Origin of the sequence: Nocardia sp. NPDC058518 (genome assembly GCF_042719655.1) — a bacterium.
GTDB lineage: Bacteria > Actinomycetota > Actinomycetes > Mycobacteriales > Mycobacteriaceae > Nocardia.
The window spans coordinates 139,543-164,035 of sequence record NZ_JBHXNJ010000014.1 but is presented as its reverse complement, the minus strand read 5'-3'; the positions used below and the strand labels follow the sequence as shown (position 1 = coordinate 164,035).

23 protein-coding genes are annotated in these 24,493 nt (G+C 67.6%); 16 read left to right on the top strand and 7 right to left on the bottom strand.

Annotation, left to right across the window (positions count from 1 at the left end; genetic code table 11):
• Nucleotides 1–259: 259 nt before the first annotated feature.
• On the top strand, nt 260–1,408 hold the full coding sequence (locus ACFWPX_RS23365; RefSeq protein WP_378929108.1) for an MFS transporter: 1,149 nt from the start codon (nt 260–262) through the stop codon (nt 1,406–1,408).
• Between the two features lie 41 nt (nt 1,409–1,449).
• Nucleotides 1,450–2,295 (top strand): hypothetical protein, encoded by an 846-nt coding sequence (locus tag ACFWPX_RS23360; RefSeq protein ID WP_378929075.1) that lies wholly within the window; start codon nt 1,450–1,452, stop codon nt 2,293–2,295.
• 32 nt (nt 2,296–2,327) lie between these two features.
• On the opposite strand, the gene glpK (ACFWPX_RS23355) is transcribed toward ACFWPX_RS23360, so the two are convergent.
• Together glpK (ACFWPX_RS23355) and ACFWPX_RS23350 are read right to left on the bottom strand one after the other, a co-directional pair.
• The gene (gene glpK / locus ACFWPX_RS23355; protein WP_378929074.1) at nt 2,328–3,824 is read right to left on the bottom strand and encodes a glycerol kinase GlpK; all 1,497 of its coding nucleotides are present in this window, start codon (nt 3,822–3,824) and stop codon (nt 2,328–2,330) included.
• Nucleotides 3,825–3,867: 43 nt separating this feature from the next.
• Nucleotides 3,868–4,620 carry an IclR family transcriptional regulator gene (locus ACFWPX_RS23350; protein ID WP_378929073.1) on the bottom strand — a complete coding sequence of 251 codons (753 nt, stop codon included), beginning with the start codon at nt 4,618–4,620 and terminating at the stop codon, nt 3,868–3,870.
• A gap of 133 nt (nt 4,621–4,753) precedes the next feature.
• Between ACFWPX_RS23350 and glpK (ACFWPX_RS23345) the strand changes: the two genes are divergently transcribed.
• From glpK (ACFWPX_RS23345) to ACFWPX_RS23330, 4 genes are all read left to right on the top strand, one after another.
• Nucleotides 4,754–6,256, top strand: a complete 1,503-nt coding sequence (gene glpK, locus ACFWPX_RS23345) for a glycerol kinase GlpK (protein WP_378929072.1) — start codon at nt 4,754–4,756, stop codon at nt 6,254–6,256.
• Nucleotides 6,257–6,288: 32 nt separating this feature from the next.
• Nucleotides 6,289–7,968 (top strand): glycerol-3-phosphate dehydrogenase, encoded by a 1,680-nt coding sequence (gene glpD, locus ACFWPX_RS23340; protein ID WP_378929071.1) that lies wholly within the window; start codon nt 6,289–6,291, stop codon nt 7,966–7,968.
• A 75-nt stretch (nt 7,969–8,043) separates the two neighbouring features.
• Complete coding sequence (locus ACFWPX_RS23335; protein ID WP_378929070.1) at nt 8,044–8,793, top strand: SDR family oxidoreductase; 750 nt, start codon at nt 8,044–8,046, stop codon at nt 8,791–8,793.
• 80 nt (nt 8,794–8,873) lie between these two features.
• Nucleotides 8,874–10,103 carry an acyl-CoA dehydrogenase family protein gene (locus tag ACFWPX_RS23330; RefSeq protein WP_378929069.1) on the top strand — a complete coding sequence of 410 codons (1,230 nt, stop codon included), beginning with the start codon at nt 8,874–8,876 and terminating at the stop codon, nt 10,101–10,103.
• 35 nt (nt 10,104–10,138) lie between these two features.
• Here the strand turns inward: ACFWPX_RS23330 and ACFWPX_RS23325 are convergent, their stop codons facing one another.
• The gene (locus ACFWPX_RS23325) at nt 10,139–10,993 is read right to left on the bottom strand and encodes an alpha/beta fold hydrolase (protein ID WP_378929068.1); all 855 of its coding nucleotides are present in this window, start codon (nt 10,991–10,993) and stop codon (nt 10,139–10,141) included.
• 67 nt (nt 10,994–11,060) lie between these two features.
• Between ACFWPX_RS23325 and ACFWPX_RS23320 the strand changes: the two genes are divergently transcribed.
• From ACFWPX_RS23320 to ACFWPX_RS23300, 5 genes are all read left to right on the top strand, one after another.
• The gene (locus tag ACFWPX_RS23320) at nt 11,061–11,840 is read left to right on the top strand and encodes an exodeoxyribonuclease III (RefSeq protein ID WP_378929067.1); all 780 of its coding nucleotides are present in this window, start codon (nt 11,061–11,063) and stop codon (nt 11,838–11,840) included.
• A complete protein-coding gene (locus ACFWPX_RS23315) occupies nt 11,837–12,331 on the top strand; it encodes a ribonuclease domain-containing protein (RefSeq protein ID WP_378929066.1) in 495 nt (164 codons plus the stop codon). Before ACFWPX_RS23320 ends, ACFWPX_RS23315 begins: the two co-directional genes overlap by 4 nt.
• Nucleotides 12,331–12,810, top strand: coding sequence for a barstar family protein (locus ACFWPX_RS23310; RefSeq protein ID WP_378929065.1), 480 nt, complete (start codon nt 12,331–12,333; stop codon nt 12,808–12,810). Before ACFWPX_RS23315 ends, ACFWPX_RS23310 begins: the two co-directional genes overlap by 1 nt.
• A gap of 102 nt (nt 12,811–12,912) precedes the next feature.
• A complete protein-coding gene (locus ACFWPX_RS23305; RefSeq protein ID WP_378929064.1) occupies nt 12,913–13,275 on the top strand; it encodes a hypothetical protein in 363 nt (120 codons plus the stop codon).
• A gap of 94 nt (nt 13,276–13,369) precedes the next feature.
• Nucleotides 13,370–15,226 (top strand): VWA domain-containing protein, encoded by a 1,857-nt coding sequence (locus tag ACFWPX_RS23300; protein ID WP_378929063.1) that lies wholly within the window; start codon nt 13,370–13,372, stop codon nt 15,224–15,226.
• Between the two features lie 16 nt (nt 15,227–15,242).
• Here ACFWPX_RS23300 and ACFWPX_RS23295 read toward each other — a convergent pair whose 3' ends face one another.
• Entirely contained in the window at nt 15,243–15,881 is a 639-nt protein-coding gene (locus tag ACFWPX_RS23295; RefSeq protein WP_378929062.1) for a TetR/AcrR family transcriptional regulator, read from the bottom strand.
• 103 nt (nt 15,882–15,984) lie between these two features.
• Between ACFWPX_RS23295 and ACFWPX_RS23290 the strand changes: the two genes are divergently transcribed.
• Genes ACFWPX_RS23290 through yhjD form a run of 3 tightly spaced genes read left to right on the top strand, consistent with a single transcriptional unit; the run spans nt 15,985 to nt 19,046 of the window.
• Nucleotides 15,985–16,929, top strand: coding sequence for an oxygenase MpaB family protein (locus tag ACFWPX_RS23290; protein WP_378922477.1), 945 nt, complete (start codon nt 15,985–15,987; stop codon nt 16,927–16,929).
• A gap of 21 nt (nt 16,930–16,950) precedes the next feature.
• Nucleotides 16,951–17,982 carry a tryptophan--tRNA ligase gene (trpS, locus tag ACFWPX_RS23285; protein WP_378929061.1) on the top strand — a complete coding sequence of 344 codons (1,032 nt, stop codon included), beginning with the start codon at nt 16,951–16,953 and terminating at the stop codon, nt 17,980–17,982.
• A 41-nt stretch (nt 17,983–18,023) separates the two neighbouring features.
• A complete protein-coding gene (gene yhjD / locus ACFWPX_RS23280) occupies nt 18,024–19,046 on the top strand; it encodes an inner membrane protein YhjD (RefSeq protein ID WP_378929059.1) in 1,023 nt (340 codons plus the stop codon).
• Between the two features lie 22 nt (nt 19,047–19,068).
• On the opposite strand, the gene ACFWPX_RS23275 is transcribed toward yhjD, so the two are convergent.
• Entirely contained in the window at nt 19,069–20,385 is a 1,317-nt protein-coding gene (locus ACFWPX_RS23275; protein ID WP_378929058.1) for a D-alanyl-D-alanine carboxypeptidase family protein, read from the bottom strand.
• A 104-nt stretch (nt 20,386–20,489) separates the two neighbouring features.
• Here ACFWPX_RS23275 and ACFWPX_RS23270 point away from each other — a divergent pair, with 104 nt between their 5' ends.
• Together ACFWPX_RS23270 and ACFWPX_RS23265 are read left to right on the top strand one after the other, a co-directional pair.
• Nucleotides 20,490–22,001, top strand: coding sequence for an MFS transporter (locus ACFWPX_RS23270; RefSeq protein ID WP_378929057.1), 1,512 nt, complete (start codon nt 20,490–20,492; stop codon nt 21,999–22,001).
• Nucleotides 21,991–22,575 carry a TetR family transcriptional regulator gene (locus tag ACFWPX_RS23265; protein WP_378922487.1) on the top strand — a complete coding sequence of 195 codons (585 nt, stop codon included), beginning with the start codon at nt 21,991–21,993 and terminating at the stop codon, nt 22,573–22,575. The genes ACFWPX_RS23270 and ACFWPX_RS23265 overlap by 11 nt, the downstream gene beginning before the upstream one ends.
• Here the strand turns inward: ACFWPX_RS23265 and ACFWPX_RS23260 are convergent, their stop codons facing one another.
• Complete coding sequence (locus ACFWPX_RS23260; RefSeq protein ID WP_378922489.1) at nt 22,576–23,259, bottom strand: SnoaL-like polyketide cyclase; 684 nt, start codon at nt 23,257–23,259, stop codon at nt 22,576–22,578.
• A gap of 153 nt (nt 23,260–23,412) precedes the next feature.
• The gene (locus ACFWPX_RS23255) at nt 23,413–24,309 is read right to left on the bottom strand and encodes a phenylalanine 4-monooxygenase (protein ID WP_378929056.1); all 897 of its coding nucleotides are present in this window, start codon (nt 24,307–24,309) and stop codon (nt 23,413–23,415) included.
• Between the last annotated feature and the right edge of the window lie 184 nt (nt 24,310–24,493).

Below are 24,493 nucleotides of genomic sequence, written 5' to 3'. Positions count from 1 at the left end.
CTCCACCCCCACCCCCCCCCACCCCCGATTGTAATCGGTGTGGGGGGCTGGTATTTGTTTATACGCCCCCGGCGCCCCCATCGAACCCGTGGCGCCCGCTTTTGCGTCCGTACCCGGCGGTTGTTCCCCGCGGTGGGCTAACTCACGCTCTTCTCGGGTAGCGAACGGGTACCCGTGCCCGTTGCATGGAAGCGTGACTTCTTCCATCGCAGCCCCTGATCGCCTCGGCGAGCCACGTACCAGTTGGCATGTCCCGGCGATGCTCGCGTTGGCGCTGGGTGGATTCGGGATCGGGACCACCGAGTTCGTGACCATGGGGTTGCTGCCCGATATCGCGCGGGCCTTCGATATCTCCGAGCCGTCGGCCGGACATGCGGTGTCGGCGTACGCGCTGGGTGTGGTGGTCGGCGCGCCGCTGATCGCCGCGTTGTGTGCCAGGGTGTCGCGCAAGAAACTGCTCATCGCCTTGATGATCGCGTTCACCATCGGCAATATCGCCACGGTCCTCGCACCGACTTTCGGCACGCTAGTGCTGGCCCGCTTCGTGTCCGGCCTGCCCCACGGGGCGTACTTCGGTGTCGCTTCGCTGGCGGCGGCCACGCTCGCGCCCGTCGGCCAGCGGGCCAAGGCGGTGGCCGCGGTCATGCTCGGGCTCAGCGTCGCGAATGTGATCGGGGTGCCCGGCGCGACCTGGCTCGGCCAGCACCTCGGCTGGCGTGACGCCTACGTGGTCGTCGCGGTGATCGGCGTGGCCACGGTGGCCGCGCTATGGCGCTACGTCCCAGCCCTGACCAGCATGAAGATCACCAACCCGATGACCGAACTCGGTGCGCTGCGACGCCCGCAGGTGCTGCTCACCCTGGCCGTCGGCGCGATCGGCTTCGGCGGCATGTTCGCCGTCTACACCTACATCGCCACCACCATGACCGACGTCGCCGGCATGCCCATCGGCGCGGTGCCGATCGTGCTCGCCCTGTTCGGCCTCGGCATGATCGTGGGCAATATCGGCGGCGGCATCCTCGCCGACCGCGGCGTCGACCGCTCGATCTTCGTCGCCATGATCGCGATGGTGGTCATCCTCGCCGGCTTCGTCCTGGCTGCCCACAACCCCATCACCGCCGCGATCGGCGCCTTCCTCGTCGGCGCCTCCGGCGCGGCCCTGGCTCCAGGCCTGCAAACCCGCCTGATGGACGTAGCCGCCGACGCCCAAACCCTCGCCGCCGCCCTCAACCACGCTGCCTTGAACATGGCCAACGCCGCAGGCGCCTGGCTCGGCGGCCTCGTCATCGCCGCCGGCCTCGGCTACACCGCGCCCGCCATGGTCGGCGCGATCCTCGCCGTAGCCGGCGTCCTCCTGTTCACTCTCACGGTGTTCCTGCAACGCCGCACGGCACCCAACACGCCGTAACCGATTGGAGCCGCTCCTCCACTCGACATACTGTGCCCCACATGCCGAGCCACCTGCACGAAGGTTTGCTTGACCTGTTCCGCACGGATCTACTACTTGCCCCGTCGCTGCTGGCTGAAGAGTTCAGTATCCCGCTGCCCGGCCTGTCTCAAATGCGGGCTGAGCCGTGCGATTTCACCGATGTCGGGCCCAAGGAGTTTCGCGGTGACCTCGCGCTCAGCACCCACGACGATCGGGACATGCCCGTTCTCGGTGTGTGCGTCGAGGTGCAGTTGGCCAAGGAGGATGTTCGGCGCTGGAAATGGCCGGTCTACCTGACCACCCTGCGATCGCGGCTGTGTTGCCCGGTGGTTCTGTTGGTGGTGACGCCGAGCAGGAAGGTCGCGAAGTGGGCCGAGCAGCCAATCGAGCTCGACACCGTCGGATCGGTCATCCAACCGCTGGTGCTCGGTCCCGATCGTTTTCCCGTCGTGATCGACCCCGAGGAGGCCCGACGCTGTCCCGAACGGGCGACCTTGTCGGCGATCGCCCACGGTGCGGGCCCACAGATGGAGGAGGTCCTCGGAGCTTTCCTCGCTGGGTTGATGAAAACCGACGACGAGCATGCGAAAATGTACTTTGATCTGGTCGACGACGCGTTGACCGTCGCGGCAAGCCGACGTCTGGAGGAACTGATGGAGAGCATGCCCGAATACAGTGGTCGCATCGCCACCAAGTACGTGGCGAACGAACGTGCGCATGCGGTGCTCACGGTGCTGACCGCACGCGGGCTCGAGCTTTCGGCCGCGCAACGCGATCAGCTGGCCGCGTGCACCGACCTCGACCAACTCACCGCTTGGTTGACGCAGGCGGTCACCGCCACTCGGACCGACGAACTCTTCGGCTGACGCGCATCCATTGACGATGCTTCCCAGCGGAGCTAACCGGCAGGGCGGGCCCAGCCGACGCTGAGTTGGACGGCTCGCTGCCAGCGTTCGTATTCGTCGTCGCGGATTCGGCGGTCCGGGGAAGGGATCCATTGGGCGGCGACCTTCCAATTGCGGCGTAGGCCTTGGAGATCCGGCCAGTAGCCGACGGCGAGGCCCGCCGCGTAGGCGGCGCCGAGGGAGACCGTCTCGGTGACGAGGGGGCGCATGACCGGAGTGTCGAGGACGTCGGCGATTATCTGCATGAGCAGGTTGTTGGAGGCCATGCCGCCTGCTACTCGCAGGGATTTCGCGTGTAGGCCCGCGTCGGCGTTCATGGCCTCGACCACATCGCGGGTTTGCCAGGCGGTGGCCTCGAGGACGGCGCGGGCGAGGTGGCCTTTGGTGACATAGGAGGTCAGGCCGATCAGCAAGCCCCTGGCGTCGCTGCGCCAGTGGGGGGCGTAGAGGCCGGAGAAGGCGGGGACGAGGTAGCAGCCGCCGTTGTCGTCGACTGTGCTTGCGAGAGTCTCGATTTCGGGGGCGGTGGCGATCAGGCCGACGATGTCGCGCAGCCATTGGACCAGGGACCCGGTGACCGCGATCGGGCCTTCCAGCGCGTAGACCGGTTCGGGTCCGACCTGGTAGCCGATGGTGGTGAGCAGGCCGTGTTCGGAGCGGATCAGTTCGGTGCCGGTGTTCATCATGAGGAAGCCGCCGGTGCCGTAGGTGCATTCGGTTTCGCCTGGGGCGAAGCAGGTTTGGCCGAACAACGCTGCGTGCTGGTCGCCGAGGGCGGCACCGATCCGCACGCCGGGAACGACGGTGCGGGCGGTGCCGAAATCGCCGGTCGACGGTTCGATGCGGGGAAGCATGGCGGGCGGAATGTCGAAGAACCGCAACAGTTCCGCATCCCACTGGCGGGTGGCGAGGTTCATCAGCAGGGTGCGGCCCGCGTTGGTGACATCGGTGACGTGCTCGGCGCCGCCGGTCAGGTTCCAGATGAGCCAGGATTCCATGGTGCCGAAGAGAACGTCGCCGCGTTCGGCTCTGGCGCGCAGGCCATCGACATTGTCGAGCAGCCAGCGCAGGCGGGGTGCGGCGAAGTACGTGGCCAACGGAAGACCGCTCAACTCCGGAATGCGTTGTGCGCCGGGCAACTCCTTCATCCGATCGACCAGCTCTTCGGTGCGCACGTCCTGCCAGACGATGGCCAGCCGCACCGGCAGTCCGGTGTGCCGATCCCACACGACAGTGGTCTCGCGCTGATTGGCGATGCCGATCGCGGCCACCTGGTCGACGGTGATCCCGGCATCACGCAGCGCCGCGGGCACGATCCGCTCGACCGTCCGCCAGATCTCGAGCCCATCCTGCTCCACCCACCCCGACCTGGGGTAATGCTGGCGATGTGTCCGCTGCGCCATTCCGGCCAGCCGGGCGTGCTGATCGAAGACGATGCACCGGCTCGAGGTGGTGCCCTGATCGATGGCCAGCACGAAACGTTGGGTCATCGTCGTCTGCTCTCGTTGTCGGCCGCTACCGCGGTGGTGGGGCTCATCGTGCTGCCGTCAGGTCACGGTGCACGGCGAGCGCGGCGGCGCGCACCTGCTCGATCGCGGCCGGCCGCACCTGTAAGCGGTTGTCGCACAGCCGGTCTGTCGGCCCGGTGATGCCGATGGCCGCGACGACGAGCCCACCTCTGGCCCGAACGGGCGCGGCGATCCCCGCTTCGCCAGAGCGGTGCTCCTCGACTTCGTCCGCCCAACCCCGCCGCCGAACCTCGGCGATCGCACGGTCGAGCCCGTCGCGCTCGGTGATCGTCCGCCGGGTGAACCCTTGGAGCGCACCGGCTTCCGCTGCGGCGTCATAGGCCAGCAGTACCTTGCCGAGCGCGGTCGCATGGGCCGGAAGTATTTCGCCGACCGCCAGGGCTTGCACGCTGTTGTCGGGCCGGAAGACGTGGTGGATGACCGTGATCCCGGTTTCGCGCGCCACCGCGATGCGCACCGATTCCCCGGAACGGGAGGCGAGTGCGTCGGCCCGGTGGATCGCCCGGGAACGCAACTCGTTCACATCGAGCCGATCGGTCCCGAGTTCGCCGATCGCGGGGCCGAGCAGGTACTTGCCGGTGCGTGCGTCCTGGCCGACGAACCCGACCCCGAGCAGCGTCCGCAAGATGCCGTGCGCGGTGGGTTTGGCCAGGTCGAGCGCGGTCGCGATCTCGCCGACGCCCAGCGGTCCCGACCCGCGCGCGAGCAGACGCAGCACGGCGGCGGCGCGTTCGATCGACTGGATCGGGCCAGGCATGGCCCCGAACCTACCACCGTTCGGCATTGTCGAACGGTGCGTGTGGTGTACGCGCCCGCGCGTTCTTAGCGTGGATTTCGGGCCGCGATGCCCGATCGACGGACTCAATGGTGAGGTCCGGGAAGGACGACAAATGAACCGGTACGTGGGCGCGATCGACCAGGGCACGACGTCGACGCGATTCATGGTCTTCGACCACAAAGGCACCGTTGTGGCTCGCCATCAGCTCGAACACTCCCAGATCATGCCGCGCCCTGGCTGGGTCGAACACAATCCGGACGAGATCTGGGAACGCACCCGCACCGTCGTCAAGACCGCCCTCTCGCTCGCCGACCTCACGGCCGACGACCTCGCCGCCATCGGCGTCACCAACCAGCGCGAGACCACCGTCGTGTGGAACCGCCGCACCGGCCGCCCCTATGGCAACGCCATCGTCTGGCAGGACACCCGCACCGACCGCATCATCGCCGACCTCGATGCCGCCGGGCACAGCGCGCTGATCCGCCAGAAGACGGGCCTACCGCCCGCGCCGTACTTCTCCGGCGGCAAGCTGAAGTGGATCCTGGACAACATCGCGGGCGTGCGCGCCGATGCCGAGCGCGGTGACGCCCTGTTCGGCACCCTCGACAGCTGGCTGATCTGGAACCTCACCGGCGGCGTGCACGTCACCGACCCCACCAACGCCTCGCGCACCATGCTGATGGATCTCGAAACCCTGGACTGGGACGACGAACTCCTCGCCATCTTCGGCATCCCACGCGCCATGCTGCCGACCATCGCACCGTCGTCGAACCCGGAACTGTTCGGGACGACGAAACCCGACGGCCCGTTCAAAGGTTCGGTGCCCATCGCGGGCGTACTCGGCGACCAGCAGGCCGCGGGTGTCGGGCAGGTGTGCTTCCAGCCCGGCGAGGCCAAGAACACTTACGGCACAGGCAATTTCCTGATGCTCAATACCGGCACGGAGATCGTGCGCTCGAACCACGGCCTGATCACCACCGTCGCGTACCAGTTCGGCACCGACAAGCCCGCCTACGCGCTGGAGGGTTCGATCGCGGTCACCGGGTCCGCGGTGCAGTGGTTGCGCGACCAGATGGGCATCATCGCCGGCGCCGCGCAGATCGAAGATCTCGCCGGTCAGGTACAGGATTCCGGCGGCGTGTACTTCGTGCCCGCCTTCTCCGGCCTGTTCGCGCCGTACTGGCGACCCGATGCCCGCGGCGCGGTGGTGGGCCTGTCGCGCTACAGCAACAATGCCCACCTGGCCAGGGCCACCCTGGAATCCATCGCCTACCAGACCCGCGACGTGGTCGAGGCCATGCAGCGCGACGCCGGTGTGCGGCTGGCGACCCTGCGGGTGGACGGCGGCGTCACCGTGAACCAGCTGGCCATGCAGATCCAAGCCGACCTGCTCGGCGTCCCGGTCTCGCGACCGGTCGTCGCCGAGACCACCGCCCTCGGTGCCGCCTACGCCGCCGGACTGGCCGTCGGCTTCTGGAGCGGCACCGGCGAACTGCTCGACAACTGGTCCGAAGACGTCCGCTGGTACCCGACCTGGTCGCAGGAGCAACGCGAACACGGCTACCGCCGCTGGCTCAAGGCCGTCGAGCGCACGCTCGACTGGGCCGAAATCTGAGTCACCACAATACTTTCGAGAAGGAGATCATCGTGTCTGTGCAACTGGACCCCACCTACCGTGAGCAGGCTGTCGGCACGCTCGACACCGCCGAGGTCGATGTCCTTGTCATCGGCGGCGGCGTGACCGGCGCCGGTGCCGCGCTCGACGCCGCCGCGCGCGGGCTGTCCGTCACTCTGGTCGAGGCACGCGATTTCGCCGCGGGCACCTCTAGCCGATCGTCGAAGCTCATCCACGGTGGCCTTCGCTACCTGGAGCAGATGGACTTCGCGCTGGTGCGCGAGGCGCTCAAAGAGCGTGGGCTGCTGCTGAATACGCTCGCGCCGCACCTGGTGCATCCGGTGCCGTTCCTGTTCCCCCTCCAGCACCGGGTGTGGGAGCGCGCCTACATCGGTGCCGGTATCGCCCTCTACGACACGCTCGGCGGCGCGCGCTCGGTGCCGATGCACAAGCACCTGACCCGTTCCGGCGCACTGGAACTCGCGCCCGCACTGCGTGACGACGCGATGACCGGTGCCATCCGCTACTACGACGCGCAGGTCGACGACGCCCGCCACACGATGATGATCGCCAGGACCGCCGCCGACAACGGTGCCACGGTGCTGACCAGAACCAAGGTGATCGGGCTGGAACGCGACGGCGAGAAGGTCGTCGGCGCGCGGGTGGAAGACCTGGAAACCGGCCGGACGCACACCATTCGGGCCCGCGCGGTGATCAGCGCGACCGGTGTGTGGACCGACGACATGATCAAGATGACCGGCGTGGACTTCCCGTTCCACGTCCAGATGTCGAAGGGCGTGCACATCCTCGTGCCGCGCGACCGGCTGAACCTGCACACCGGCATGATCATGCGCACCGAGAAGTCGGTCCTGTTCGTGATCCCGTGGGCCGAGCACTGGATCATCGGCACCACCGACACCGAATGGGCCCTCGACAAGAACCACCCCACGGCCACCGCCGCCGACGTGCAATACATCCTCGACCACGTCAACTCGCTGCTGCGTGAGCCGTTGACCAGGGCAGACATCGTCGGTACCTACGCGGGTCTTCGCCCGCTGATGACCGGCGCCACCAAGGAAACCGCGAAGCTCTCGCGCGAACACGCCGTCGCCGAACCCGCGCCGGGCCTGTTCGTGATCGCGGGTGGCAAGTACACGACCTACCGGGTGATGGCCGCCGATGTCGTCGACGCCGCCGTCGCCCGCCTCGGTGGGCAGATTCCGGCCTCGTCGACCGCGCAGCTGCCCATCGTCGGCGCGGCAGGTTACTTCGACATGCTCGCCGAGGTGCCGGCACTTGCGGTGTCGCAGCGACTGCCCGTCGACGTCGTCGAACACCTGCTCGGCCGCTACGGCTCGCTGACCACCGACCTCTTCGACCTCATCGCCGCCGATCCCGCACTGCGCCACCCGATTCCGGGTGCCTCGGACTACATCGCGGCCGAGATCGTCTACGCCGTCACCAACGAGGGCGCGCTGCACCTCGACGACATCCTCACCCGTCGCACCCGCATCTCCATCGAGGTCCCCGATCGTGGCCTCGCCGCCGCACCGGAGGTCGCCCGCCTGATCGCGCCCCTGCTCGGCTGGAACGAGGAGACCACCAACACCGAGATCAACCGGTACTACGACCGGGTCCACGCCGAACTCGCCGCCAACGAGGCGGGCGACGACGCGGCGGCCAACGCGGCCAGGCTGGTCGCGGCCCGCTGACCTCGGCCGACCGTGTGGTGGTTAGCGTGTGCACATGGAATCGCGAATCACCACCCGACAAGCCGCGGCGCTGTCGTGAGCCGGGGCACCATCCTGATCACCGGGGCGAGCTCGGGGCTCGGCGCCGAGATGGCCCGCCAGTTCGCCGCGCTGGGCTATGACCTCGGCGTGTGCGCGCGCCGCACCGAACGGCTCGACGAGTTGCGCGCCGAGATCCTCGCCGCGCACCCACACCGCGTCGTCTCGGTGAAGCAGCTCGACGTCACCGACGACGACGCGGTGTTCACCGTCTTCGACGAGTTCGCCGCCGAATTCGGCACCGTCGACCGCGTGATCGTGAACGCGGGCCTCGGTAAGGGCGCACCGTTGGGCACCGGCCATCACAAGGCCAACCGCGAGACCGCGGTGGTGAATTTCCTTGCCGCCCTTGCCCAGAGCGAGGCCGCGCTGAAGATCTTCCGCGCGCAGGGCCGCGGCCACCTCGTGATGATCTCGTCGATCTCGGCCCTGCGCGGCATGCCGAAGACGCTCACCACCTACGCGGCCACCAAGGCGGGCGTCGCGGCATTGGCCGAAGGTCTTCGCGCGGAAGCGATTCCGGGTGTCGATGTCTCCGTGATCTACCCCGGCTACATCCGCTCGGAGATGAACGACCGCGTCAAGCATCAGCCGAAGTTCATGGTGGACACCGAAACGGGCACGCGCGCCATCGTGGGCGCGATCGAGAAGCGCCGCGTCAAGGCCTACGTCCCCGGTTGGCCGTGGGTGCCGTTCGGCCTCGCCCTGCGGATCCTCCCCATGCCTCTGGTTCGCAAACTGATCTGAACACGGCGAAGCCCGAAATCGCCGCGCAAAAACAAGCACGGATGTATGTTTTTGGGTGGAGCGAGCGTCAGGAGACGAGAGTGTTCGAATGGTCCGAGACCGATCTGATGATCCGCGACGCTGTGCGGGCGTTCATCGACAAGGAGGTCCGGCCGAACCTCGACGCCCTCGACAGCGGTGAGATGCTGCCGTATCCGATCCTGCGCAAGCTGTTCAGCCAGTTCGGGATCGATGCGATGGGTGAGGACGCCGTCGCGAAGATGCTCGCCAAGGAGGCGGCGGGTCCGAGCGAGGGCGGCAAGAAGCCGGGCAGCCCGTTCGGTGATCAGCAGTCGATGATGGCGGTCCTGATCAGCGAATTGTCCGGCGTCTGTATGGGTTTGGTATCCGCACTCGGGGTGAGCATCGGGCTCGGTGCCACCACCATCATGTCGCGGGGCACCCTGGCTCAGAAGCAGCGCTGGCTGGCCGACATCGTCACCTTGCGCAAGGTGGCGTCCTGGGCGATCACCGAACCCGACTCCGGCTCGGACGCGTTCGGCGGCATGCAGACTCGCGTCGAACGCGACGGCGAGGACTACATCCTCAACGGCCAGAAGACCTTCATCACCAACGGCCCGTGCGCCGACGTGATAATCGTCTACGCCAAGCTCGACGAGCGCGACGGCACCGATAGGCGCGACCGCAAGGTGCTCACGTTCGTGCTCGACACGGGCATGGAGGGCCTCACCCAGGGCAAACCGTTCAAGAAGATGGGCCTGCACTCCTCACCGACCGGCGAACTGTTCTTCGACAATGTCCGGCTCGGCAAGGACCGGCTGCTCGGCGAGACCGAGGAACACACCGGTGGCGACGGAAGAGAAAGCGCCAGAGCGAGTTTCACCGCCGAGCGGATCGGCGTCGGTTTCATGGCGTTGGGTGTGATCGACGAATGTCACCGGCTCTGTGTCGATTACGCGCGCACCCGCACGCTGTGGGGGCAGGAGATCGGTCGCTTCCAGCTGATCCAGCTCAAGCTGGCCAAGATGGAAGTGGCGCGAATCAATGTGCAGAACATGGTGTTCAACGTGCTCGAGCGCGCCCGCGCGGGTAAGCCACCGAGCCTGGCCGAGGCCTCGGCGATGAAGCTGTACTGCTCCGAGGCCGCGACCGAGGTGGCGATGGAGGCGGTGCAGTTGTTCGGCGGCAACGGGTACATGAGCGAATACCGGGTCGAGCAGCTGGCCCGTGACGCGAAGTCGCTGATGATCTACGCGGGCAGCAACGAGATCCAGGTGACCCACATCGCCAAGGGTCTGCTCGGGAAGTAGTCGTGAGCCCGGCCGCGAGTATCGCGGCCGGGTGTTCAGACCGCGCGCAGGTGCCCGCGGCTGGCGTAGATGTGCTCGGCGATGAGCGTCGCGATCCGGTCCGGCGCCTCGAGCATCGGCACGTGCCCGACTCCGTGCACCAGGATCCGGTCCGCGTCCTCGGGAAGTTCGCGCAGGTAGCGGGTGGCGTACACGCTGTTGGGGATGATCCGGTCGTATTCGGCCAGCAGCATCCGCACCGGGGTACTCAGCTGGTCGAGGTCGTCCATGCCCGGCGCGCGCAGGCTGCCGAGCAGCAGCGGGAGCATCGCGTCGCAGTGCAAGACAGCGGTGAGCAAGGTCGCCCGGTCACGGCGAGCGAAGGCGCCGGTGTGCTTGGTGACCAGCATCGCGGCCACCTGCTGCACGAGCGCGTTGTTGATCGCCACACCGCCGAGTCGCTTGCCGATCTCGATGAAGGGGATCATCGACGCGAACTTGAGGCCGATCCTGACCTGACTCAGCGAAGGCGAAGCCCACCCGCCCGCCGCGGCGATCGTGGTGAGCGTGCGTGCCCTGCCGCGTCGCGCCAGTTCGAGGCCGACCCAGCCGCCCAGCGAATTGCCCGCGATATGGCAGGTATGCCAGCCCAGCTCGTCGAGCTGGTCCTCGATCTGATCGGCCAGGGCATACACATCAAGTGCCCAGCCCTCTACCTTCGGGCCACCCCAGTGCCCGGCGAACGCGGGCGCGTAGACCTCGCAATGCGCCGACATCCGCTGCGCGACCTGCTCCCAGCAGTGTGGCGACAGCAGGAACCCGTGTAGTAGCAAGACGGGGTCGCCGGACCCGATATGCAACGCCGCGACGGGCGTGGGGCGGGCGGTGGACTTGGCGGTGCGTGACGTCATCGTCATCACCCCTTCCTGGACGACGGTGTCCGGGGGAGCATCCCTGCCTGCATTGTACGGTCGTACGGTGCCGATAATCCTCTCCACTGTGAACGTAAACGGGGTTCGTGCCGCTTCGACCAAGGGCATGCTGGCCTGGTTGGCGGCGACCGAAGCCGACATCGTCTGCCTACAGGAGACCAGAGCGACCGACGCGCAGACCGCGGCGGCGCTGGCCCCCGCACTCGACGCGGGGTGGGTGCTCTCCCATGCCGAGCCCGAATCCAAGGGCCGCGCGGGCGTGGGGATTCTGTCGCGGCGTGCACCCGATGCCGTGCGCATCGGATTCGGCAGCACCGAGTTCGCCGAGGCGGGCCGCTATATCGAGGCCGATTTCGACGACATCACCGCGGCCAGCGTCTACGTGCATTCGGGGGAGGAGAACACCCCCAAGCAGGACGAGAAGTACCGGTTCATGGCCGAGCTGGGCGCGTACCTGAAGTCGCGCACCGGCGAGTTCGTGGTGAGTGGCGACTGGAATATCGCCCCCGCCGAGGTCGACCTGAAGAACTGGAAGGGCAACCAGAAGTCGGCGGGCTTCCTGCCCGAGGAACGCGCCTGGATCGCCGAACTGCTCGCCGCGGGCTACGTCGACGTGGTCCGCGCCCTGCACCCCGACGTCGCGGGCCCCTACAGCTGGTGGTCCTACCGCGGCCGCGCCTTCGACAACGACTCCGGATGGAGAATCGATTACCAGCTGGCCCTCGGCGAACTGACCGGCCGCGCCAAGCAGGCCGTCGTCGAGCGCGCTGACGCCTACGACCAGCGCTGGTCCGACCACGCGCCGGTTACTGTCCAGTACCGATGAAACTCTCACGCAAGACTCTCAGCCTGCTCGGTGGACTCGTGCTCGTCTTGGCGGCCATCGGCCTCACCCTGTTCGGTGGGCGCGGTACCGACAGCACCACCGCGACCACCACGACGCGTGCCGTCGCGGGGATCACCACCACGGCGAACGCGCCGAAACCCGGCCCGCCCGCCGGGAATTCGTTGGCCTCGCCGGTCACCAAGACCGCCGGTGTGCCAGACCGCGCCTACGCCACCCTCGTCGAGATCGATGCCGGTCGCTGGCCCGGCTCGGCCAACGCGCAGGGCACCAAGGGTGGCGAGCAGTTCATGAACCGCGGAACCAAACTGCCGCCCAAGGATTCGGCGGGCAATCCGGTGAAGTACCAGGAGTGGGACGTCAATCCCAAGCAGCGCAATCGGGGTCGAGACGCCGAACGCATCGTCACCGGTAGCGACGGCTCCGCTTGGTACACCGGCGACCACTACGAAACCTTCACAAGGATGCGCTGATGACTTCGCGAATGACGCTGTCGCAGTTCCTTGCTCGCCCCACCGCCGAGGCGCCGACCGCCGCAACGACGCCGGTGCTCGGTGCGTTGCCGGTGGATGCCAACCAGTTCAGCGGCGTTCGCTACGACGCCCCCGCCGACTACCGCGTGCGCGAACTGCGCGGCACCAAGATGCGCACCATGGCGGAGTTGTTCGACGAGTTCGCCGCCGCCTTCCAGTTCCCGTACTACTTCGGCGCCAACAAGGACGCCTTCGACGAATGCCTGCGTGACCTGGACGATTTCGTCGGCGACGCCCCGGGCTTCGTCGTGGTCGTCCGCACCGCCGACGACCTGCTGGCCGAGCAACCCACCGAACGCGCCTGGTTCGACGCGGCCATGCGCGACTGCGCCGCCTACTGGACCCGCCGCGACGTCGCCTTCCGCGTTGTCCTCCAGGCCGACCCGGAAACCTTCGGCGCGGTCGCCTTGTCCGCCTGACCTGATTCCGGTGCCACCGGAATTGGCGGCTGCCACCGCGTGATCGGCCCGCTTAACGTTCTCACCGCGCGGCCGCTGAGGCCGCCGAACGAGGAGAACACGATGAAGCGAGTACTGGTAGGCGCGAGCATTCTCGCCGCGTTCATGACCACCGCGACGGGGATGGCCGCAGCCGACGCCCAGCCGAGCCACCGGGTCCCGGGAGTGGAGATCGCCGGTGCGGACGGGTCGACCGAGAACCTGTCCGTGCTGCTCTGGCGGTTGGGCCTCGGATCCTCGAATCCGGCGTGCGACAACCCGATGTTCTGCCCCGGGCTCCCGGCCGCGAACGCGCCCATCGCCGACAGCGGATCGGCGCTGATGACGCCGGAGACCGTGCTGGCGATCAACCATGCGCTCGCTTGGTTGTACAACGGCTCGTCGGAGCCGTGTGTCAGCTTCGGACCGAACTGCGCGTGGGAATGACGCTCGTGTCCGTAAGGTTCCCTATGCGAGGTTCGCGCAACTAGGGTCGATGGCTGATGCGTCGAGATCCGGCGGATCGGGACGGAGTTCTGCCGTGCGTTTCGCGACATTGATCGGTCTGGCGACGGCAGGAGCGATCGGGCTGTTGCCGCTGGCTGTTCCCGCGTTCGCCGCGCCGTCGGACACCACGTACGCACCGACCATGCTGGTGCTCGACGCCTCCGGCTCGATGCTGGCCGCCGACCCCGGTGGCGGCACCAAGATGGACGCGGCGAAGAAGGCGGTGCGCGGTTTCGTGGCGAGCGCGCCCGCCGCGGCGAAGGTCGGGCTGTCGGTCTACGGCACCGGCACCGGTTCCACGGATGCCGAGAAGGCGGCGGGTTGCCGCGACGTATCGGTGCTCGAACCGGCCGACACCATCGACAAGCCCGCGCTCACAACGGCTGTCGACGAGATCACGCCCAGCGGCTTCACCCCGATCGGCACCGCCCTGCGCACCGCCGCGGGTGCGCTGCCGACCGAGGGGCCGCGTTCGATCGTGCTGGTCTCCGACGGCCTCGACACCTGCGCACCGCCCGACCCGTGCGAGGTCGCGCGCGAACTCAGCGCGGGCGGCGCCGAAATCGTCATGCACGCCATCGGTTTCGGTGTCGACGACGCCTCCCGCGCCCAGCTGACCTGCATCGCGGAGACCACCGGTGGCACCTACACCGACGCCGCCGACGGCAAAGCGCTCGAGCAGGTGCTACCCCGCGTGAGCACCGCGGCATTGCGCGATTACGCGTCGGCGGGCACACCCGTCGAAGGCACGCAGGGCTACCAGGACGCACCGGCGGTAGTGCCAGGGCAATACCTCGACACCATCGGTCAGAAGGAGCCGCGTTACTACGCGGTCGACGTTCCCGATGGCGCGACCGCTTACTTCAGCGGCACCGTGTCCTTCCCCCGCGGCGAGGACGCTGTGCGTTCGAACAATGGTCTGCACCTGCGTGTGTACGGCGCAGAAGGCAAGGACTGCAACGTCTTCGAGCACGAGAACGCGGTCCGATCCACCGACGGGGTGGCGCTCACGGTCAGCTCGCAATGGACCGGCGCGACCGAACCGAAAGACGGCACCGAGAGCACCGACAAGTGCAAAGGTGGCGGCCGGTACTACTTCGCCCTGGAATGGGCCACTGTCGCCGACAACGCACCGGCGACGCTGCCGGTGGAACTGAATGTCGCCGTCGAGCCCGGCGTCGCCGACGCGGGTCCGGCGGCCGAGCCCGAGCCCGCGCCGTTCACCGCGCCGAGTGGTCCGGTCGAACCGGTGACCGGCGGCGGCTCGTTCAACGTGGCCACCGCCCTTGATGGTTCCGGCGTCTACGGCGACACCATGCAGCGCGGCGAATTCGTCTTCTACAAGGTGAAACTCGACTGGGGCCAGGGCTTGGCCTACCGGGTGCGGTTCCTCGAGACGCCGGGCCGTGGCCTCGACAACGTCTCGGTCGTCACCACGACCTTGTACACGCCGTATCGCAAGGAGGTCGCCGATGAATTCTCCTCCTACACCGGTACCCCGCAAACCCTGCCGACGAATCAGCAGGCCCTGGCTGTCCCCGAGGTCCGCTATCGCAACCGTGAGTCCTCGGAAAAGGAAGTAGCCGACAACGCCCTCGCCGGCTGGTACTACATCGCCGTGAAGCTCAGCCCGACCCAGGACGACCCCGGTGCTGTTCGCCCGGTCCCCATCGAGCTGGACCTGGCGGTCACCGGAACCCCCGAGCCCGGTCCCACCTATCGCGGTGGCACCGCGGGCGAACAACGACCCGAGCCCGCGCAGGCTCTCGATTCCGATGACGACGACGGCGGCATTCCGCTGCTCGGCACGGTCATCGCGGTCATCGCGTTCGCCCTCACCATGGGTGGTGTCGGCGCGATCATCCTGCTGCGCAAGCGAAGCCGTCGATAGTGCTCGGGCCGCGCGGCTAGCGGTAGCGACCGGCGAGGTCGTCGCCGAGCAGGACGAAGACCTCGGTGATCTGGTCGATCAGCTCTTCGCGAGTGAGGTCGAGGTCCCCGGCCAGCCAGGTCGTGAGGGCCTGGGTCAAACCGCCGACCAGGTAGATCGCGCGGAAGTCGACCAGGTTCTGTGGGACGGCGCCGCCGTAGAAGCCGGTGCCTTCGGCGGCGACGAGACGGGCGAAGGCGCGCACCGTCCGTGCGGTGCGGGCGCGGAGTTCCGGCGTCGCCATCCCGGCGATCAGGGCGGCGTGTGCCTTGCGTGGGTCGTCGGTGAGCACCGAGATACCCGCGTCGATCGCGGCATGGGCTTGGGTGCGGCTGTCAGGGGCGGCGGTCGCCAGTGCCGTCGCGATCGCCGCGGTGAGCTCCTCGGCGATGCGGTCGAGCAGGGCCTCCAGCACGCCGTCGCGATGTTCGAAACTCTCGTAGTAGTAGCGCTCGTTGAGGCCGGCGCGGGCGCACAGGCCTGCGACGGTGAGTTTGGCCTGCCCGTCCTCGGCGACGATGTCGAGCGCCGCGTCGAGCAGCGCGATCCGCCGCTGGGATCGGCGCTCCTGGGCCGAAACGCCACCGTATGTCCGTTGTGCTGCCACGGCGTCCATTGTGCGTGCCGCTCTCCTCCCGCGGGGTTCTGGTAGAGACTCTTGCCAGAATATCAATTCTGGGGGATTCTATTGCCAGATGCACTCGACGAGGAGGCGCAGCATGGCTGTACGACAGAGCGAACCCGGATATTTCGCCGACGATTCGATGATCCGGCGGGTGATGAGCAAGCGCGCGGTCGGTCTGACCTACGGCGTGCGGGCGCTGGTGATCGGCGCGGTGCATCCGCTGCTGTTCGTCGGCACCAGCGAGCACACCGCGCACCGGGAGACCCCCTACACCCGCCTGGCCATCACCGGTGCCCTGTTCGAAGCGGTGTTCCTCGGCAGCTTGGCCGAGGCCGATCGCGCGCTGGCCTTCACCCGGCGCAAGCACGACGCGGTGGTCGGCACCCTGCCCGAAGACGCGGGCGCCCACCATCCCGCGGGCACGGCCTACGCAGCCCACGATCCGCACCTGATGTTCATGACCATGGCCTTCACCTTCGATTCGGCCGAGGCGATGTACGACCGCCTGGTGCGCGAACTCACCGCCACCGAACGCGAGGACCTCTACCAGGACTACGTCCGCTGGGGCGAGCTGTTCGGCATGCCGCGCGACGCCGCGCCCGCCGACTACCCGGCCTTCCGCCGCTACTTCGACACCTATCTGAACTCGACCGAACTGTTCCTCACCGACGAAGCGGCCCTGGTCGGTTCCTATCTGGCAGGCCACCGCAAGGCCTACCGGCTGCGTCCGCCTGCCGAGCAGGTCGGCTCGGCGCTGTATCTGCTGGTGCAGGGCAGTCTCCCGGCGCGGATCCGGCAGATGTACGGCATCGAGTGGGGCATCGCCGACGAACTCGCTCACCGCGCGCTGTGCCGCAGCATCCGCACCGCCCACCTCACCCCACCGCTGGCACCTCGGGTACTCGCGGGCACCCTCGCCGGGCCGAGCGCCCCCTCCTACCAGCTGCTGGCCCGTCGTGAACAGCGCATGGTGAAGACAGGGCACCCGAGCATGCCCGGTGTCGATCCGCGCAACTGGGTGCAGCGAAATTCCGCTTGAGTGCCATGGAAAGATTGGGGCATGTCCAGTCCTGCCCCGGCCGCGACGGCCGAACGCAAGCAGCGGGTGCTGTCGGGCATCCAGCCCACCAGCGACTCCTTCCACCTCGGCAACTACCTGGGTGCGCTGCAGTACTGGGTGACGATGCAGGACGAGTACGACGCGCTGTACTTCATTCCGGATATGCACGCGATCACCGTCAGCCAGGATCCCAAGGCGCTGCGCGGGCGCACCAAGGCCGCCGCCGCTCAGCTGCTCGCGCTCGGCATCGACCCCGCGAAGTCCACCCTGTTCGTGCAGAGTCAGGTGCCCGAGCACGCCGAGCTGTCGTGGGTGTTGAGCTGTATCACCGGTTTCGGTGAGGCAGGCCGGATGACTCAGTTCAAGGACAAGTCGGTCAAGCAGGGCGCCGACAACGCGACCGTCGGCCTGTTCACCTACCCGGTGCTGATGGCCGCCGACATCCTGCTCTACCGCCCGCACCAGGTGCCGGTCGGCGAGGACCAGCGCCAGCATCTCGAGCTGACCCGAAACCTGGCCCAGCGTTTCAATACTCGCTTCAAGAAGACCTTCGTCGTGCCGGAGCCCCACATCGTCAAGGGCACCGCGAAGATCTTCGATCTGCAGGATCCGACCGCGAAGATGAGCAAGTCGGCCTCCAGCGACGCCGGGCTGATCAACCTGCTCGACGACCCGAAGATCACCGCCAAGCGGGTGCGTTCGGCGGTCACCGATACCGAGCGCGAGATCCGCTACGACCCGGAGCGCAAGGCGGGTGTGAGCAATCTGCTGGTCATCCTGAGCTCGCTGCGCGAAATCCCGATCGTCGACCTCGAGGTGAATTTCGAGGGTAAGGGCTACGGTGATCTCAAGGCCGAGGTGGCCGACGCGCTGGTCGAATTCGTCACGCCCGTGCAGAAGAAGGTGCAGGAATACCTGTCCGATCAGGCAGAACTGGACCGGATCCTGTCCGTGGGTGCCGAGCGGGCGCGTGAGATCGCAGGCAACACACTTGCTCAGGTGTACGACCGGGTTGGCTTCCTCGCTCGCTGACCGGTTGCGCACCTGAGGTTTTCGCTGAAGGGGCGCGCGACATGCAGTTGATCGACAACATCTCGGCCGGCGTCGAGAAGCAGATCGGGCGCAGGCCCTGGCTGGACCATCTGGTCAGGGCGGGTGGGCGGTTCCAGAGTCAGCGCGGTGATTTCTATGCCGCGGGCATCACGTATTTCACTGTGCTGTCGCTGTTTCCGCTGCTGATGGTGGCCTTCTCGGTGGCCGGTTTCATTCTGGCCGGACACCCGGATCTGCTCACCGAGCTCCAGGACAAGGTCGTCGAGAAGGTTCCCAGCTCCTTCGGCACCCAGATCAACGACCTCATCGAACAGGCGATGAACTCCCGCGGCACCGTCGGTGTGATCGGCCTGCTGGTCGGCCTTTACACCGGGCTCGGCTGGATCGCGAACCTGCGGGCCGCGCTCACCGAGCAGTGGGCGAGCCACAGTCCCGAAAAGCCTTGGTGGCTGGCCAAACTGTCGGACATCGGCGCGTTGGTCGGCCTCGGCCTAGCCTTCGCGGTCTCGCTCGGATTGTCGGCGATCTCCGCGAGCGGGCTGAGCAAGCGGGTGCTCGAACTGCTCGGCGCGGACCATCTGCCCGGGGCGACTCTGGTGTTGCGGCTGGTCTCGATCGCGCTCGGCTTGCTCGCGTCGTGGGCGGTGTTCGCATGGATGATCGCGCGGCTGCCGCGCGAGCCGGTGTCGTTGCGCAGCGCGGCAAGGGCGGCGGTGCTGGCGGCGCTGGCCTTCGAGATCTTCAAGATCATCGCTGCGATCTACCTGCGGGTGGTGCTGTCCAGCCCGGTGGGGGCGACGTTCGGCTCGATCATCGGCCTGATGGTGTTCAGCTACATCTCCTACCGGATTCTGCTGTTCGCGACGGCGTGGGCGGCCACGTCATCGGACAACGAGAGTGCCGCGCCGGTCGCGCCGCCGAACGCGGTGGTCATCCGGCCGCGGGTGGTCGAGCACTCGATGTCGACCGGGGCGGGCGCCGCCTATTTCGGGGCAGGGGCGGTCGCGGCGCTCGCCTTGATGCTGGTCGGCAAACGCCGGTAGTCCCAGGCCCTGTGCGTCGGTGTCAGCGCCTGCCGCGCCATGCCCTGCGTGCCCACAGCAGCAGTACGACGACCAGTACAGGGCCGCCGATCAGGGTGGCGATGCGGGCGCCCTGGTGTGCCGGTCGTACGGGCTCGGGTTGGGAACCGTCGGCACGTGGCGGTGGGGTCGCCAGGGGAACAGTGGGTTGCACTGCCTCACTGCCTGATTCGGGCAGCTTGCCGATCCTTGCGTCGGTGTCGAGGGCGAAACCGTAGTCCAGCAGTCGCGCCGCCTGCTCCCATGGGCGGATCGGGCGGACGTCGGCTTTGAGCAGGGTGACGACCAGGCGATGTCCGTCGCGTTCGGCGGCGGCGACGAAGGTCTGCCGGGCGTCGTCGGTGAAACCGGTCTTGCCGCCGATCGCGCCCTCGTAGTTGTAGAGCAGCTGGTTGTCGTTGCCGATCGGGAAGCCGGGGTGATCCTTGTCGCCGGGGATCTCGGGGTCGGCGGGGAAGCCGGGGAAGTCGACTTGCTCGGTGTGGATCAGTTCGGCGAACAGCGGGATGTTCATCGCCTCGCGGAACAGCACCGACAGGTCGTAGGCCGAGGTGCTCATGCCGGGCCCGTCGAGGCCGGACGGGGTCGCCGCGCGAGTGTCCATCGCGCGCAACGACTTCGCCACCTCGTTCATCTTCGCCACGGTGGCCTTGTCGCCGCCGAGCTGGGTGGCGATGGCGTGGGCGGCGTCGTTGCCCGAGCACATGATCAGGGCCTGCATGAGCTGGCGATTGGTGTAGCGCCCGCCCGGGCCGATGCCGACCCGGGTGCCGTCGACGTTGGCGTCGGCCTGCGTCCCGATCACGACCTTGTCCAGATCCAGGCTGCGCAGCGCCACGATGGCGAGGGCGACTTTGATGGTGCTGGCGGGGCGGTAGCGGCCGTGCGGGTCCTTGGCGGCGAGCACGCGACCGGTGTCGAGGTCGGAGACCATCCACGCGGTGGCCGAGATCTCGGCGGGAACCGGGGGCGCGCCGTCGGGCACGACTACGCCGCAGTCGCCCATCCGCTGACCGCCGATCGCGGGGGAGGGAACCGGCAGCTGACTCGGTGTCGGTTCGCCGGGTGCAGGCACCTCCGAGGTGTCGATCGGTGCGGGCGGCTGCGTCTTCTGTGGGCAGTCGTCGGTGTTCGGCGTGGTGAACGGCGGTGTGGTCGTCGTATTCGGTCCACCCGGTGCGGGCGCGATGGTCGGCGGCCCGGCGGGTACGGCGACAGCGGGAGCGCCTGCGAGAGCGGTGACGGTGACGGCAGCGCCGAGAAAGCATGCGGCGCGCAGGCCGACTTCGCGAATCCTCATCGCCTCGCAGCCTAGTAGTCACTGCCCGAGTGGAGTGACTATTGACACAAACTCGCAAATGAGAGTTACTATCAAAAAGTAGACACTCTCATTTTGGAGGAGATATGCGGACGGAAGACACCCGCCGCTGGCTCGCGCTCGGCGCGCTCGCCGTGGCGATGCTCACCATCGGACTCGACGTCACCGTGCTCACCGTCGCCATCCCGACGCTCGCGGTCGACCTGGACGCGAATACCGCTGCGCTGCAATGGTTCAGCAGCGCCTACACCTTGGCCCTCGCCGCGCTGATGCTGCCCGTGGGCGCGCTCGGCGACCGGTACGGGCGCAAGAAGATCTTGCTCGCCGCGCTCGTGCTGTTCGGTGCGGCCTCGGTGGCCTGCGCGTTCGCCGCATCCGCCGGTCAGCTGATCGTGGCGCGGGTGGTGCTCGGCATCGCCGCCGCCGCGCTGGTGCCGCTGTCGATGTCGGTGCTGCCGGTGCTGTTCACCGACCCCGCCCAGCGGCAGCGCGCGCTGACGATCTGGGTCACCTCGACCGCCATCGGCCTGCCACTGGGCCCGATTCTCGGCGGCTGGCTGCTGCAGCACTTCTGGTGGGGTTCGGTGTTCCTGATCAACGTGCCGCTGGTCGTCATCGGCGCGCTGGCCGTCGCCACCCTGGTGCCGGAATCACGCAGTGACACCGTCTTTCGCGTCGATCTCCTCGGCGCACTGCTCTCGGCGGCAGGCATGCTCGGGCTGACCTACGGCTTCATCCGGCTCGGCGAACGCGGCTGGGACGACCTGGTCGGCTGGCTCGTCGTCGGGGTCGGGGTTGCGACGCTCGCCGTGTTCGGGTGGTGGCAGCGCCGCACCGAGTATCCGCTGATCGACCTCGCGCTGTTCGCCGCGCCCGGCTTCCGGTGGGGCACCGCGATCTCGCTCCTGGTCAGCTTCGCCATGTTCGGCATGTTCTTCACCGTCCCGCAGTACTTCCAGGCCGTGCTCGGCGTCGACGCACTCGGCAGCGGGCTGCGGCTGCTGCCGTTGATCGGCGGACTCGTCATCGGCAGCAGACTGGTCGACCTGCTGCTGCCCCGGCTCGGCGTGCGGGCGGTGATCACCGCCGGGCTGCTCGTGCTCGGGGGTGGCCTCGGACTCGGCGCGTTCACCACGGTCGAGAGCGGCTACGGGCTGACCGCGCTGTGGACGACGGTGCTCGGTGCCGGGATGGGCATGGTGATGCCCGCCGCGGTCGGCCTGGCGATGGGTGAACTGACCGTCGCCCGTTCGGGGTCGGGTTCGGCTCTGCTGCAAGCACTTCGGCAGGCGGGCGGCACCATCGGCGTCGCTGTGCTCGGCACCGTGCTGTCCACCCGGTACCGGGCCGACCTCGGCGAGCTCGACCGCGCGCCGATCTCCGACGGTGTCAACGCGGGCGTCGCCCTCGCGCGCGAGACCGGTGATCCGGCGATGCTGGCGCAGGTCCAGCATGCCTTCGTCGCGGGCATGGACACCATGCTCGGGCTGTGCGCGGCGCTGTGTCTGGCCGCCGGACTCGTCACCGCGGTGTGGCTGCGGCGACCGACGGAACCGGTGACCGACACGGATGCGGCAGAATCGATACATGTCGGTTGAGATGTCGCTGCGCGAGCGGAAGAAGGAGCGGACCCGCCGAACCATCAGGGTCGAGGCGTTCCGGCTGTTCCGGGAACAGGGCTACACCGAGACGACGGTGGAGCAGATCGCGGCGGCGGCCGAGGTATCCCCGAGCACCTTCTTCCGCTACTTCCCGACCAAGGAACAGCTGGTCATCGCCGACGACCAGGACGCGGTGATGATCGAGGAGCTGGCCACGCTCCCGCGCGGCCTGAATCCGATCACCGCCATCCGCACCGCGACCACGGCGGTGTTCGGGCGGATGTCGCCCGCCGATCTCGCCTTCGAACAGGAACGGCAGGCGCTGCTGTTCCACGTGCCGGAACTACGCTCGGCGATCGGTTTGGAATTCCTGCGCAGTATCGAACTCGCCGCCCAGATGCTGGCCGACTACACCGGCCGGTCCGCCGACGATTTCGATGTGCGGGTGGCCGCGGGCGCGATGATCGGCTCCATGCTCGCCATCGCGCCCGCCACCCCGATGAATGTCACCAATGTCGGTGACGCCCTGGCATTCCTGCAGGCAGGCCTGCCGTTCGACGATCGGGCCTGATCACTGCGCCTTGCCGTGCTGCACCGGGCAGCCGTGCGCCAGCGGGCCGAGCAGCTTGTTGTTGTCGTAGAAGTGCTCCAGCTCGAGAATGCGCAGATCCTCGCTCACCCGCGCGATGGTCACACCGAACATCTCGATGTGCTCACCGGTGGGCTGGTGGCCCTTGTACTCGCCCTCGAACTTGCCCCAGTGCCGCCACCGCACGCTCACGGTCGGCGGACCCGACAGCACTTCCAGTACCTCCCAGAAGAAGCCGCCGGGGAAGGCGGTGTGGAAGATGTGGTGCGAGGAATCGAAGGTCTCGTTCTCGGCATCGTAGAACGGGTTGTCGCCGATCAGGATGTTGTAGCTGCCGATGCGAGCGAACTCCTCGGCGTCCTGCCACGCACCACCGTTGACCCGGCCACGGTACTGATCGGCCACCACCGACAGCCACGTCGCGGGGTCGGCCTTGTGCGAGACCTCCATTTCGAAGACCTTCACCAGATCTTCGACGATCGCCTCGAGTGAGCCGGGCGCGTGCTCGACGCTGCGCTCGCGCGGGATCACCTCGTGGCTCAGTTCATAGTCGGGAACGTTGCCGCGCCATTCCTCCGGCGCCGCGGCGGCGATCACGGCTTCCCGGCCCTGCAGCCACAGGGGCGCCTCCGGTTCCGGGTTCTGCTCGGCCTGCGTATCTGTCACGTCCACAGTCATTTTTGGTCTACCCGACCCTTTCACAAAGCTTGAAGAACGGGTCGAAAGTAACAGTCACGCATCGGTTGCGCGTGTCAGGTCTCAACAAGTGAGAAACGCAAAATGTCGAACGTTGTTCTGTGGCAATGCTTTCGGAGGTAGCTAGGACACCGGCTGGGTGGGGTGACCGAGCCTGGCCGGGGTCTCGTCGTCCATGGTCGCGAAGAATTCGCCGAGCACGCCGACGATCTGATCCACCGAATCCGCGCAGAACAGCACCGGCTGATAGTGCGTGATGTCGTAGGCGATGGTGCCCATCTCCGCGACATCGAGCGGACGCAGCCGAGCGTGCCGGAATTCGTCGATCTCGCCATACGACGACAGCAGTCCAGCGCCGTAGCAACGGATTTCATCGTTCTCCCGGACCACGCCGAACTCCAGCGAGAACCAGAAGACATCGGCGAGGAATTTCAGCGCGACGTCGGTCTCCAGCCGGGCCACCGCCGCGCCGACCGTCTCGTACAGTGCCGCGAAACGCGGGCTGGCGATCTGATTGGCGTGGCCGATGATCTCGTGGATCGCATCGGGTTCCGGGGTGTAGAGCGGGGCGGAGTGGTGGCGGATGTACTGGGTGGAGTGGAAGGTGCGCTCGGCGAAGGAACCGAAGAACTCACGCAGCGGAACCAAGCCGGCGGCGGGCACGTACCGGAAGCCGGTGAGCGGGCTGAGCAGCCGCGATACCTCGTCGAGTTGCGGGATGTGATCGTGCGGAAGGGCGAGTGCGTCGGCAGCTTGCCTGACCTCATGACAGGCGTAGACCTCGTGTTTGCGGGCCAGCTCCGCCGAGGCGATCCGCCACACCTGCTGTTCGTCGTCGGTGTAGTCGATGTGCGGTGCGGGAGTGCCGGGGGAGTGGTCGAGTGCCAGTGCGGCGATGGCGTTGCGGCGCGCGCGGTAGTGCTCGTCGTGCACGCCGGGGTGGTCATCGCTCAGATGCACTGTCACATCGCCGTCACGCTCGCGCGTCACCGGCGAGTAGAGCTGGGCCTCGGTGAACATGACTCCAGGCAATCACCGCATTCCCGTCGCGACAACAACCACGCCGACAACTACGCAAACTGCACAGTTGCAGGGTTGGTCGCGGTCGGATTCCGGCGGTGAACTGTGTTTTCTGTGTGCTTGCTGACTGCTGCCGACCGCCGCTGTGCGGACTTGCGAACGCGTGGTTTCGGTAACGACGCGG